Origin of the sequence: Zoogloea sp. (assembly GCF_023150065.1) — a bacterium.
GTDB lineage: Bacteria > Pseudomonadota > Gammaproteobacteria > Burkholderiales > Rhodocyclaceae > Zoogloea.
Window position 1 is genome coordinate 249566 of record NZ_JAKLLN010000002.1, and the last position, 12078, is coordinate 261643.

The following is a 12078-nucleotide window of genomic DNA, read 5'->3' on the forward strand; positions in this document are numbered from 1 at the left end:
ATGCTTTTCAATATCCCCAACTCCCTGACCTGGGCGCGCATCGCCCTGATCCCCTTTTTCGTCGGCATCTACTACCTTCCGGACTCCACCATTTCTGCGGAAGACAAGAACCTGGTGGCCACGCTGACCTTCATCGCCGCCGCGGTGACCGACTGGTTTGATGGCTACCTTGCGCGCACCCTCGGTCAGACCTCGGCCTTCGGCGCCTTCCTCGATCCGGTGGCCGACAAGCTGATGGTGGCCGCCGCCCTGATCGTGCTGGTGCACCTGGGCCGGGTGGATTCCCTGATTGCGCTGGTCATCATCGGTCGCGAAATCACCATCTCGGCCCTGCGTGAGTGGATGGCCAAGGTCGGGGCGGCGGGCAGCGTGGCCGTGGCCTTTGTCGGCAAGCTCAAGACGGCGGCCCAGATGTCGGCGATTCCCCTGCTGCTCTATCAGGCGCCGGTGTTCGGTTTTGACGGGATGGCCCTTGGCACCGTGCTGATCTACGTGGCTGCAGTGCTGACCCTGTGGTCCATGGGTTACTACATGCGCTGTGCCTGGCCCGAGCTGATGAAGCGCAGCCGTTGAAAGCGGCAATCCGGATTTGACATCCCGAAATTTTTGCCTATAATGGCGGTCTGTCGAGCGGCAGTAGCTCAGTTGGTAGAGCGCAACCTTGCCAAGGTTGAGGTCGAGAGTTCGAGACTCTTCTGCCGCTCCAAAGAATTCCCGGGGAAGCCTAGCTTCCCCGTTTAGATTTACGGCGCGATAGCAAAGCGGTTATGCACCGGATTGCAAATCCGTGTAGGTCGGTTCGACTCCGGCTCGCGCCTCCAGGTGTAGATCCAAGCGGCAGTAGCTCAGTTGGTAGAGCGCAACCTTGCCAAGGTTGAGGTCGAGAGTTCGAGACTCTTCTGCCGCTCCAAAGAATTCCCGGGGAAGCCTAGCTTCCCCGTTTAGATTTACGGCGCGATAGCAAAGCGGTTATGCACCGGATTGCAAATCCGTGTAGGTCGGTTCGACTCCGGCTCGCGCCTCCAGGTGTAGATCCAAGCGGCAGTAGCTCAGTTGGTAGAGCGCAACCTTGCCAAGGTTGAGGTCGAGAGTTCGAGACTCTTCTGCCGCTCCAGAATGCGACGGGGAAAACGATGATTCGAAAGAATCCGTTTTCCCCGTTTTGTTTTTCCGGCCCATCTGCCCTTCCCTGGTGTGACGGTTCCGTTTTCGCTTCTGTTCGTTCTCTTCGCGCACCGCCCCGGGTGTCCGAATCCCGTTCCCCCGCGGTGTAGCCTGCGTGACAAGCTGTTGTCGTCAGCGTGTCACGGTGCTGACTCAGGATTGGCCCCGTCGACAGTGATGTCGGCCCACCCTGGGCCGGACCGACGGGAGATCCGGATGAAGCAAGTTCTCGATGCGCTCGCCAGAAAGCTGTGCCACACCGCCTTTGGTCCGGAGGTGACGGCTTTTCTCATGGATGGTCAGTGGCAGGCTCCCCTGTTTGTGCCGGATACCTTGGACGCGGCGGAGCGTGGTGTGCTTGAACTCCCCGAAATTGTCGCTGGCACGCCGGAGTTTCTCCGCTGCTGAGGCCCGCGGCAGGCGTCTTTCTGCTCCTCCCTTCTCTCAAGCCTGGGTCATTGATCTGTCCGGCTGGCCTGCCCGGCTCGGGCCGGGTGTGACTGTTCCGGCTGCTTTCTAGTACCATTCAACGGTTTACGCCGATGTCCGCATCGGTCTGGCCCGATTCCCGAGGGGATCGGGCCTTTACGCGTTCTCCGCGTCGGCGCGGGGCTGGCAGGGTTGAAAGGTCTGGTTTGAGCGGTACGGAATTCTCGGTTCTGATGGCGACCTATGGGCGCGACGATGCGACGCATCTCGAGCAGGCTCTGGCGAGTCTGGCCAGCCAGACCCTCGCGGCTTCGGAAGTGGTGCTGGTTGAAGACGGCCCGATCGGCGAGGCGGCGCGGGCCGTGATCGAGCGCTACCGTGCCGCGCTCAACATCCAGTCAGTGGTGATGCCCCGCAATGTCGGCCTGGCGACCTCCCTCAACGCCGGGCTGCAGCGCTGCCGTCACGAGCTTGTGTTTCGCTTTGATAGTGACGACCTGGCACTGCCGGAACGCTTCGCCCGACAGATCGCCGCCTTCGCTGCCAGTCCGGCGGTGGATGTCGTGGGCGGCTTTGCCCAGGAGATGGACAGCACTGGCAGGATGGGGCGGATCCGTTCGATGCCGGTGTCCCACGAGGACATTCTCGCCAAGCTGTGGGCCTGTCCCGTCATTCACCCCACGGTGGCCTACCGGCGTAGCCGGATTCTGGCCATTGGCGGCTACCGCACCGATCTGCGGCGCAGTGAGGACTACGATCTGTGGTTTCGCTGCGCCAAGGCCGGCATGCGCTTCGGCAATCTGCCGGAGGCGCTGATCCTCCATCGTTTCGATGAAACCAGCCACCTGCGCCATGCTTTCCGGGATGCCCTGGAGCGGGCCTTGAGCGGCTACCGGGGAGCCTGTCTGCTCGGTATGCCCCTCTGGAAGCGCCTGGCCTGCTTTGTGCCATTGATCCGTGCGGTGCTGCCCACGCCTCTGCGCCACCCGGTCTATCGTCTGCTGTCGCGCTTTGACCCCCGGCGCTCCGGCTCGCCGGATTAGCCCCTGCGGGCCGCAGGCTTCAGTGCATGTCGTCCTTGTCCGGGGGAACCGGCAGGATGGGAATGCCCTCGTCGATCAGCTCGATCATCTCCTCCCGGCCGGCTTTGCCCCGGATGGCCCTTTCCTCGCTGTCGCCGTAGTGGATGCGGCGGGCTTCCTCCGCGAAGCGCTCCCCCACGTCTTCGGATCTGGCAGCGGCGCTGCGCAGGGCTTCCATCAGGCGGGTGGCAATGGCCTGCGGGTCGGGAGATGCGGGGGCGGCAGGGGCGGAATGGGACGAGGTTTGCACGTAAGGGGCTGAGGGCAGGCGCCGTATGTCGCTGCTGCCGCAATGGGGGCAGGTCACCAGGTGGGTGGAGCGCTGGGTTTCGAAGGCTTCGCTGGAGGCAAACCAGGCTTCGAAGCGGTGCTCCCTGTCACAGCACAGGTCGAGGACGATCATGGTGAAGAGCTTGCATCGTTCAGCTGGGCATGGAATGAAGGCGAGGGCGCGCGTATTGCCAATACTGGCCCGGCGGGCCGCAGGATCGTATGGAAATCGATGCGCGTCGTGAATGCTATGAAATCTGAAGCGGATATGTTATCAATCCAGCCTCACAAGCAGGCCTGCGGCCGCCTGCAAAAGTGTAGTCTGTTTTCTTTTGATCCAAGATATTCTTTCCCCTTTCCTGCTTTCAGAGGAAAGGTCTTGACGACGATTCTTTGCCCAATCCGGGTGATGGGGCGGTGGGGGTGAGTGTGAATCTGGACGTATTGCTGGAACCCACGCCGGGCGATCTGCCTTGTGGTCCGAATCTGGAATACGACGACGATTTTCGTGAGCTGGAGAAGGCCGCGAATGGCACCCCCGAACTGGAGTTCGGTGCCGGCAACGGTGATGGTGTCACCCGAATCGAGGGCGTGGGGCCGGATTGGGCCAAGGTGCGCAAGCTGTCGGAGGCGCTCTTCTCCCGCAGCAAGGATCTCCGCGTTGCCGTCTTCCTGACCCGGGCGCTGACGCATTCTGACGGCCTGGCCGGTCTGGAGACCGGGCTGCAGCTCACTCTCTCCCTCCTCGAGCGTTTCTGGGACCACGTTCACCCCATGCTTGATCGGGATGACAACGACGACCCCACCGAGCGGATCAACGCCCTGGCCGGGTTGGCCTCTGAGGGCATGGTGGGTGCCGTTCGCGATGCCTGGGTGCTGCGCTCCCGCCAGATCGGCACGCTTGCCGTCCGTGACGTGGAGGTGGCCGCGGGGCGGCTGCAGCCGAGGAGCGGTACCGAGGCCCTTTCAGAGGGGCAGGTCATCGGGCTGATCACGGCCGGCCTGGGGGAGGACCCCGGGCTTGCTTTCCGGGTACGGAGCGTCGAAGGCCTGCTCAAGAGCATCGACGTGCTTGTCTCCGAGCGGGTTGGCGCGGGTGAGGGCATCGATTTCAAGCCGCTTCAGACCGTCCTGTACCCGGTCCGGCAGTTCGTCGAGCGTTGCACGGGGGGCGTTCAAGACAACGCCACACCCATCGATGATGCACTACCCGACGCTGCTGTCCCCGGCGCGGGGCCACTCAAGGCGTCAGCCGCTCCAGGCGAAATCAGCTCCCGTGCCGACGTGCTCCAGACGCTCGACCGGCTATGCGATTTCCTGGCCCGTACCGAACCGGGCAGCCCGGTTCCAATGGTCTTGCGGCGGGCCCAAAAAATGATGAACATGAATTTCCTCGAGCTCATGAATGATCTTGCGCCTGATGGCCTGAGCCAGGCAGAAAAGGTCGTCGGAGCGCGTTTCGAATATCCGGAGTCGTGATATCGGCGAATTGCGCAGTGCAATATCGCCACCCCCACAAGGAGGCACAAGATGGCAGACAGCAGTCAGAAGTTCATTGCCCGTAATCGGGCGCCGCGGGTTCAGATCGAATACGACGTGGAGCTGTATGGTGCCGAGAAGAAGATCCAGCTGCCTTTCGTCATGGGGGTGCTGTCGGATTTGTCCGGTAACCCCGCCGAGCCCCAGGCGCCGATTGCCGAGCGCAAGTTTCTCGAGATCGATGTGGATAATTTCGACAGCCGCATGAAGTCGATGAAGCCACGGGCGGCTTTCCAGGTTCCCAATACCCTGACGGGCGAGGGCAATCTCAATGTCGAGCTGACTTTTGAAAGCATGGACGACTTTACGCCGGCGGCCATTGCCCGCAAGGTCGATGCGCTTAACAAGCTGCTTGAGGCCCGTCAGCAATTGTCCAACCTGATCACCTACATGGACGGCAAGACCGGCGCGGAAGAGCTGGTGGGGCGCTTGCTCAACGACCCTGCCTTGTTGCAGACCCTTGCCTCGGCGCCCAAGCCTTCCGAAGGCTGAGCGGGTGACAACCCCGCCGCGCGTCACTACCAATAACAACCGGAGAATATGAGCATGGTCGATCCGCAACTTCAGGCCGACGCCAAGGGCGTTGCCGGGGCAGAAGGCAGCGAGTTCTCATCGCTGCTGCAGAAGGAATTCAAGCCGAAGTCCGAAGAAGCACGGGATGCCGTCGTCAAGGCCGTCGAGACCCTCGCGAAACAGGCGCTCTCCCAGACCCAACTGGTGGGCAACGATGTCGTCAAGTCCATCGAGGCGATGATTGCCCAGCTCGACAAGAAGCTCTCGGAACAGATCAACCTGATCATGCACAACCCCAGCTTCCAGAAGCTCGAGGGGGCATGGCGCGGGCTTCATTACCTCGTCAATAACACCGAAACCGACGAGATGCTGAAGATCCGGGTGATGAACATCACCAAGTCGGAACTGCATAAAAACCTGAAGCGCTTCAAGGGTACGGCCTGGGACCAGAGTCCGGTGTTCAAGCGCATTTATGAAGAAGAGTACGGTCAGTTTGGCGGTGAGCCCTTTGGCTGCCTGGTCGGCGATTACTATTTCGACCAGACGCCGCCCGATGTGGAGCTGCTCGGGGAAATGGCCAAGATCTCGGCGTCCGCCCACGCCCCCTTCATCGCCGCTGCCAGCCCGGCATTGATGCAGATGGATTCGTGGCAGGAGCTGGCCAACCCCCGGGATCTCACCAAGATCTTCGGCACCCCCGAATATGCCGCCTGGCGCTCCCTGCGCGAAAGTGACGACGCACGCTACATCGGCCTTGCCGCGCCCCGTTTCCTGGCCCGGGTGCCTTATGGCGCACGGACCAATCCGGTGGACGAGTTCGCCTTCGAGGAAGATACCGGGGCCGCCGATCACAGCAAGTACACCTGGGCCAATTCGGCGTATGCCATGGCGGTCAATATCAACCGCTCGTTCAAGTACTACGGCTGGTGTTCGCGGATCCGCGGCATCGAGTCCGGTGGGGCGGTCGAGGGCTTGCCGGTGCATTCCTTCCCCACCGATGACGGCGGCGTGGACATGAAGTGCCCCACCGAGATCGCCATCAGCGACCGGCGCGAAGCGGAGCTGGCCAAGAACGGCTTCATGCCGCTGGTGCACAAGAAGAATTCCGACTTTGCCGCCTTCATTGGCGCCCAGTCGTTGCACAAGCCGGCCGAATACGACGATCCCGATGCCACGGCCAACGCCAATCTGGCGGCGCGTCTTCCCTATCTGTTCGCCTGCTGTCGCTTTGCCCACTATCTGAAGTGCATCGTGCGCGACAAGATCGGTTCGTTCAAGGAGCGCGACGACATGGAGCGCTGGCTGAAGGACTGGATCATGAATTACGTGGATGGCGATCCGGCCCATTCGTCGGAGGAGACCAAGGCCCGGCGCCCCCTGGCTGCGGCGGAGATCGTGGTGGAGGAGGTGGAGGGCAATCCGGGTTACTACACCTCTAAGTTCTTCCTCCGTCCGCATTACCAGCTGGAAGGCCTGACCGTATCCCTCAGGCTGGTGTCCAAGCTGCCCTCACAAAAGGCGGCTTGACCGAACTCGAGAGGCGGGGGCGTCCCCGCCCAAGGGGTGAAGCGAGAGGCGGATGCCGGATCGGGCGGAAAGCGGGTTCCGTCTGCATCCTGGCTTTTTGTGGATCACAATTTAGCGGAGCGCGGAGGTAGATCATGGCAGTTGATATGTTTTTCAAACTCACTGGCATCGAGGGTGAGTCCAAGGATTCCAAGCACGAGAAGGAAATCGACGTGCTGGCATGGAGTTGGGGCCTTTCCCAGAGTGGCAACACCCATGTGAGTACCGGCAGCGGTGCCGGCAAGGTGAATGTACAGAACCTGAGCTTCACCAAATGGGTGGACTCGGCATCCACGCCGCTCATCATTTCCTGCTGCAAGGGCACTCACATCACGGAAGCCAAGCTTACGGTGCGCAAGGCGGGGGATCAGCCCCTCGAGTACATCAAGATCACCCTCAATGATGTGCTGGTGTCTTCCGTGCAGACGGGAGGCAGCGGTGGAGAAGACCGTCTGACCGAAAACGTGACCTTGAACTTCGGCAAGTTCAAGGTTGAATACACTCCGCAGGATGCCAAGGGCGGCGGCGGAAGCACCAAGACAGCGGCCTGGGACATCCCCGCCAACAAGCCGGTTGGTTGATCGGGTTGCCCCGGTTCAATCTGATCCGGGGCTCGACCGGCGGTCATTGCGGCCGCTCCATAGCTTCAGTAGTCAGACCAGAGTGTGGGAGCGGCCATGGCCATCTGCGACATGTTCTTGAAGGTCGAGTCTGCCCGTCAGGGGCCGATCAAGGGTGAAAGCGGCGACTCGAAGCACGCTGGAGAGATCGAGGTGATCGCCTGGTCCTGGGGCATGGAGTGCGAGGGGGACTGGTACCAGAACAAGGCTTCCCGGGAAGGGGGGCGTACAACCATCCATGAGCTGCAGATCACCAAGCGCGTGGATACGGCTTCCACCGGCCTGATGGCCGCCCTGCGCAAGAACGATCCGATCAAGAAGGCGGTGCTGAGCGTGCGCAAGGCATCCGGCGAAACCGGCCTGGATTACCTCACCGTCACCATCGAGCGGGGGCGTGTCACTTCGCACCGGATTGTCGGCTCCGGCTCGCCGGAGCTGATTGAAGAGGTCCGCTTCGCCTTTCAGAAGGTCAATGTGGAATACCGGCAGCAGGATCGCGGCGGCTCCGGCAAGGGGACCTGCACCTTCGAAACCGAGATCGACCAGGCCTGAGCCTGCCTGGAGGCTCGGTTTTCTGCCGACGTCATCGTTCATATTTCAGGAGCGCCTCAATGAATGCAGTCAAGAATGCCGAGAGTGCTCTTCATCAGGGAGAGCCGGCACAGGCGCTCAAGTTGTTGCAGGACGGTGTCCGCGCCAATCCTGCCGACCCGCGCCTGCGTGTTTTCCTGTTTCAGCTCCTGTCCGTTCTCGGGCAGTGGGAGCGGGCGCTCAATCAGCTGAGCGTGGCGGCCGAGCTGGATGCGGCGGCCTTGCCCATGGCCCAGACCTACCGGGAGGCCATCCAGTGCGAGTCCTTGCGCAACGAGGTGTTCGCGGGGCGAAAGGTGCCGATGATCTTCGGCCAGCCCGATACCTGGCTGGCACTGCTGATCGAATCCCTGCTCACCGCCGGCAAGGGGGATCAGGCGGGGGCCGAGCGCTTGCGGCAACAGGCGTTTGACGCCGCACCGGCGAGTGCGGGCAGCCTTGATGGTGAGGCTTTCAGCTGGCTGGCCGATGCCGACATGCGGCTGGGGCCGGTGTGCGAGGCCGTCATCAATGGCCGCTATTACTGGCTGCCCTTTGCCAATCTTCGGCGCATCCAGTTCGAGGCACCGGCCGACCTGCGTGACGTGGTGTGGACGCCGGTTCATTTCGAGTTCGTCAATGGCGGCGAAAGCGTCGGTCTGATCCCGACCCGCTACCCGGGCAGTGAATTGTCCGCCGAGCCCCTCGTCCAGCTTGCCCGTCGCACCGAATGGATTGAAGCCCTGCCGGGCGTGTTCCATGGCAGCGGTCAGCGCATCCTGAGCACCGATGGCGGTGACAAGGCCCTGATGGATGTGCGCCTGATCGAGTTTGCGGCCGTGCCGGAAGAGGGTGCGGAGCCGGCGGATGACTGAACTGGTTCCGCGGGAGCGGCTCCAGCCGTCCTTGCTGGATCGACTGAGCGATGACGATCCGGGGAACGCACAGGAGCCGGTCGAGCGCCGTGTGCTGAGCAGAAGCCAGATGCGTGCGGCCGTCCTGCGGGATCTGACGGCGCTGTTGAATTGCACCCGCCTGAGCGACAAGGACAAGCTTCTCGCCGCTGCGCCCCATGCCGGGAACTCGGTACTCAACTACGGCGTGCCTTCGTTCTCCGGAGAAACGGCGGCCTCCATTGAGGTCAGTGACATTGAACGGGCCGTCAGGGACGCCATTGTCCGTTTCGAGCCGCGCATCCTGCCGGACTCCCTGTCGGTCACGGCGATTCTCGACGACAACATGCTCGACTGGCACAACCTCGTCAGCCTGAAGATTTCGGGTCTCCTGTGGGCCCAGCCCGTCCCCCTCGAGATGCTCATCAGGACCACGCTGGATCTGGAAACCGGACAGGTTGAACTGTTCGAACTGAGCAAATGAAGTCCGCATGAATCCTCGCCTGCTGCATCTCTACAATCAGGAACTCCGGCATCTGCGGGAGATGGGAAGCGAGTTCGCGGAGGAATTCCCGAAGATTGCCAGCCGTCTGTCGATGGATGGCATCGAGGTTGCAGACCCTTACGTCGAGCGCCTGCTCGAAGGGGCGGCCTTCCTTGCCGCGCGTGTCCAGCTCAAGCTGGAGGCTGAATTTCCGCGTTTCACCCATCACCTGCTGGAGATGGTGCATCCGCATTTCCTGTCGCCGACGCCGGCCATGGCGATTGCCCAGTTCCAGCCTATCCTGTCCGACGCGAATCTGGCCGAGGGCTTCGTCATCAAGCGGGGGAGTGCGCTGCAGACCGCCTCGGCCGCACGGGATGGCAGCGCCTGTACGTTCACCACGGCCCAGGATGTCAGCCTGTGGCCCATCGAGGTGGCGGAGGCACGCTATTTCAGTGCCGCCACCGACTTGCCCCTGGCATCCCCGGATATCGCCCGCAAGTTCCGCGGCGGTGTGCGCCTCCGCCTGCGCTGCACCGCCGGCCTGCGCTTCGATCAGCTTGGGGTGGAGCGCCTGCGTTTCTGTCTGGGCGGCACCGACGAAACGGCCTACCGGCTCCTGGAGTGCATCGGAGGCAAGCCGCTGGGCGTCATGGTCACGGGCGTCGACCGCCCCATCCGCACCCGCCATTTTCTGCCGGGCTCCTGTATCACCCTGGCGGGTTACGCAGACGATGAAGCCCTGCTGCCCTCGACGCCCAGGGGCTTCAGCGGTCATCGCCTGATCCACGAATATTTCGCCTTCCCCCAGCGCTTCCTGTTCTTCGATATCTCGGGCCTTGCCGCGGTGCTGTCACGCATGCCGGTGAGCGAACTGGAGCTGCACCTGCTCTTCTCGAAGGGGGATGCCTCCCTCGAAAGCCAGGTCGATGCCGGCCATTTCCTGCTCAACGCCACGCCGGTCATCAATCTCTTCAAGCGGCGGGCCGACCGGATTCATGTCACCACGGGTGAATACGAGTTCCATGTGGTGCCCGATCGGACCCGGGCCATGGATTTCGAGGTCTACGACGTGCTGTCGCTCACCGGTTACAGCTCCGGTGCGGAAAGGGAGCAGAACTTCGTCAGCTTCTACGAAAGCCATCATGGCTGGGAGGCGGGCACCCAGGGCTATTTCACCCTCCGGCGCGAGCCACGGCTGCTGTCCGAGCGGCAGCGCCGCATTGGCACCCGGACCCGCTATACGGGCAGCGAGACCTTCGTTTCCATCGTCGACTCCGCCGAAGCGCCCTACAGTCCGGATCTGCGCCAGCTGGCGGCGAGCATCCTGTGTACCAACCGGGATCTGCCCATCCTGCTGAACCTGGGTGGGCAGGCCAGCGATTTCGCCCTGGACGTGTCGGCCCCCATCGAGGGCGTGCGCTGCGTGCGCGGGCCGTCCATGCCCACCGCGCCGGTGGCCGACGGGGCCCGGGCCTGGAAGTGCATCAGTCTGCTCTCCCTCAATTACCTTTCTCTGCTGGACAGCGACAGCGCCCAGGGCGCGGCAGCCCTGCGGGAGATGCTCGGGCTGTACGGCGGCAGCCACGATCTCAGCGTCCGCCGGCAGATCGAGGGGTTGCGCTCGGTGCAGGCCGTGCCTTTTTCCACACGGCTCCCGATGGCCGGGCCGCCCTGTTTCGGGCGGGGCATCGACATCTCCGTCGAGGTGGATGAACTGGCCTTCGAGGGCGGCAGCGCCTTCCTGCTGGGCTCGGTGCTTGAGCATTTCTTTGCCCGATACGTATCCATCAACAGCTTCACGCGGACCAGGCTGCGAACTCTGACCCGTGGTGAGGTCATGAGCTGGGAGGTCCGATGCGGGCTTCGCCCGATCTTCTGACCCTGCTGGAGTCCATGACCCGGGAGCCCTGGGCGTGGGATTTCTACCAGGCGCTGCGCCGTCTCGATGCGGCCAATGGAGACGCGCCACGCATCGGCCTCGGGCGCAGCCCCGCCGACGAGCCGATACGCCTGGGGCAGGACCCCGACCTCAGCTTTGCGCCCGCGTCGCTGGCGGCGGTGGCCCCGCCCAAGGGGCGGCGGCCGAATCGTCTGGAGGTGCGGTTTTTCGGCATGCTCGGCCCCAATGGCCCCCTGCCGCGACACCTCACCGAGCACGCCCGCAACCGTCTGCTGCACGGTGGTGATGCGAGCTTCGCGCGTTTCCTGGACGTCTTCCATCACCGCTTCCTGAGCCTTTTCTACCGCGCCTGGGCGCAGGCCCAGCCCACCGTCAGCCTCGACCGGCCCGACGACGACCCCTTCGGGCGTTACCTCGGCGCCCTGGCCGGTATCGGCCTGTCCGAACTGCGCGACCGGGATGCGCTGCCCGACTTTGCCAAGCTGGCCCATACCGGCCACCTGAGTCGCCAGATCCGCAACGCCGAAGGGCTGGCCAAGCTGGTGGCGGCCTACTTCCGCTGCGAGGTGCAGGTCGAGCAGTTCGTCGGCCACTGGATCGTGCTCGAGGAGGGCGATCGACTGTCCCTCGGCGCCGGGCGCCAGGCCCTTGGCCGCGGTGCAGTGGTGGGCTGCCGAGTGTGGGACAGGCAGCACAAGTTTCGCCTGCGCATCGGCCCGCTGACCGGTGAGGTTTACGGATCGCTGCTGCCCGCCGGTAACGGCATCCGGGCGCTGGCGGCCTGTGTGCACAACTACGTGAATCTGGAGTTTTTCTGGGATGTCCGCCTGGTGCTCGCCGCCGCGGACGTCCCGCAAGCGCAGCTCGATGGTCGGGTGCGTCTGGGCTACACGGCCTGGCTGGGCGGACGGGACACCTCCCGCGATGCCGACGACCTCGTGCTGGACGTGGAGCGGGTGCTGGGGCGCCCCGCTTCGCCGTCCGGTGGCAGCAGTCCACGCAGTGCCGCCACCGATCGAATCCCTGCAGCCCAGTCAGCCTAATT

At 63.3% G+C, this 12078-nt stretch carries 13 protein-coding genes and 5 tRNA genes; 17 read left to right on the forward strand and 1 reads right to left on the reverse strand.

All coding sequences use genetic code 11. From position 1 onward, the window contains the following. The 8 genes from pgsA to L6Q67_RS04435 all read left to right on the forward strand — a co-directional run bounded on the left by pgsA (window position 1) and on the right by L6Q67_RS04435 (window position 2636). A complete protein-coding gene (pgsA, locus tag L6Q67_RS04400) occupies window positions 1-573 on the forward strand; it encodes a CDP-diacylglycerol--glycerol-3-phosphate 3-phosphatidyltransferase (RefSeq protein ID WP_296565895.1) in 573 nt (190 codons plus the stop codon). Between the two features lie 57 nt (window positions 574-630). Next, a tRNA-Gly gene (locus L6Q67_RS04405) sits at window positions 631-706 on the forward strand. 41 nt (window positions 707-747) lie between these two features. Continuing rightward, window positions 748-821 (forward strand) — tRNA-Cys (locus L6Q67_RS04410). Between the two features lie 13 nt (window positions 822-834). Beyond that, window positions 835-910 (forward strand) — tRNA-Gly (locus L6Q67_RS04415). 41 nt (window positions 911-951) lie between these two features. Next, a tRNA-Cys gene (locus tag L6Q67_RS04420) sits at window positions 952-1025 on the forward strand. A 13-nt stretch (window positions 1026-1038) separates the two neighbouring features. Next, window positions 1039-1114 (forward strand) — tRNA-Gly (locus L6Q67_RS04425). Between the two features lie 266 nt (window positions 1115-1380). Beyond that, the gene (locus tag L6Q67_RS04430; protein ID WP_296565897.1) at window positions 1381-1572 is read left to right on the forward strand and encodes a hypothetical protein; all 192 of its coding nucleotides are present in this window, start codon (window positions 1381-1383) and stop codon (window positions 1570-1572) included. Window positions 1573-1826: 254 nt separating this feature from the next. Then, window positions 1827-2636 carry a glycosyltransferase gene (locus L6Q67_RS04435; RefSeq protein WP_296565899.1) on the forward strand — a complete coding sequence of 270 codons (810 nt, stop codon included), beginning with the start codon at window positions 1827-1829 and terminating at the stop codon, window positions 2634-2636. Between the two features lie 19 nt (window positions 2637-2655). Here L6Q67_RS04435 and L6Q67_RS04440 read toward each other — a convergent pair whose 3' ends face one another. After that, complete coding sequence (locus tag L6Q67_RS04440) at window positions 2656-3078, reverse strand: DUF1178 family protein (protein WP_296565902.1); 423 nt, start codon at window positions 3076-3078, stop codon at window positions 2656-2658. Between the two features lie 296 nt (window positions 3079-3374). Here L6Q67_RS04440 and tssA point away from each other — a divergent pair, with 296 nt between their 5' ends. The 9 genes from tssA (at window position 3375) to tssG (ending at window position 12076) form a co-directional block, all read left to right on the forward strand. Beyond that, entirely contained in the window at window positions 3375-4424 is a 1050-nt protein-coding gene (gene tssA, locus L6Q67_RS04445) for a type VI secretion system protein TssA (RefSeq protein ID WP_296565908.1), read from the forward strand. 51 nt (window positions 4425-4475) lie between these two features. Then, window positions 4476-4976 carry a type VI secretion system contractile sheath small subunit gene (tssB, locus tag L6Q67_RS04450; RefSeq protein WP_296565910.1) on the forward strand — a complete coding sequence of 167 codons (501 nt, stop codon included), beginning with the start codon at window positions 4476-4478 and terminating at the stop codon, window positions 4974-4976. A 54-nt stretch (window positions 4977-5030) separates the two neighbouring features. Next, on the forward strand, window positions 5031-6524 hold the full coding sequence (gene tssC, locus L6Q67_RS04455) for a type VI secretion system contractile sheath large subunit (protein WP_296565913.1): 1494 nt from the start codon (window positions 5031-5033) through the stop codon (window positions 6522-6524). A 134-nt stretch (window positions 6525-6658) separates the two neighbouring features. Continuing rightward, the gene (locus L6Q67_RS04460; protein ID WP_296565915.1) at window positions 6659-7144 is read left to right on the forward strand and encodes a type VI secretion system tube protein Hcp; all 486 of its coding nucleotides are present in this window, start codon (window positions 6659-6661) and stop codon (window positions 7142-7144) included. Window positions 7145-7240: 96 nt separating this feature from the next. Beyond that, window positions 7241-7735: a type VI secretion system tube protein Hcp gene (locus tag L6Q67_RS04465; RefSeq protein ID WP_296565918.1), complete on the forward strand. Its 495-nt coding sequence runs from the start codon at window positions 7241-7243 to the stop codon at window positions 7733-7735. 59 nt (window positions 7736-7794) lie between these two features. Further along, complete coding sequence (locus tag L6Q67_RS04470; RefSeq protein ID WP_296565921.1) at window positions 7795-8628, forward strand: type VI secretion system accessory protein TagJ; 834 nt, start codon at window positions 7795-7797, stop codon at window positions 8626-8628. Continuing rightward, window positions 8621-9130, forward strand: coding sequence for a type VI secretion system baseplate subunit TssE (gene tssE / locus L6Q67_RS04475; protein WP_296565925.1), 510 nt, complete (start codon window positions 8621-8623; stop codon window positions 9128-9130). Before L6Q67_RS04470 ends, tssE begins: the two co-directional genes overlap by 8 nt. A gap of 7 nt (window positions 9131-9137) precedes the next feature. Continuing rightward, on the forward strand, window positions 9138-11012 hold the full coding sequence (tssF, locus tag L6Q67_RS04480; protein WP_296565927.1) for a type VI secretion system baseplate subunit TssF: 1875 nt from the start codon (window positions 9138-9140) through the stop codon (window positions 11010-11012). Next, window positions 10988-12076, forward strand: a complete 1089-nt coding sequence (tssG, locus tag L6Q67_RS04485; protein ID WP_296565930.1) for a type VI secretion system baseplate subunit TssG — start codon at window positions 10988-10990, stop codon at window positions 12074-12076. Before tssF ends, tssG begins: the two co-directional genes overlap by 25 nt. The last annotated feature ends 2 nt before the right edge of the window (window positions 12077-12078 follow it).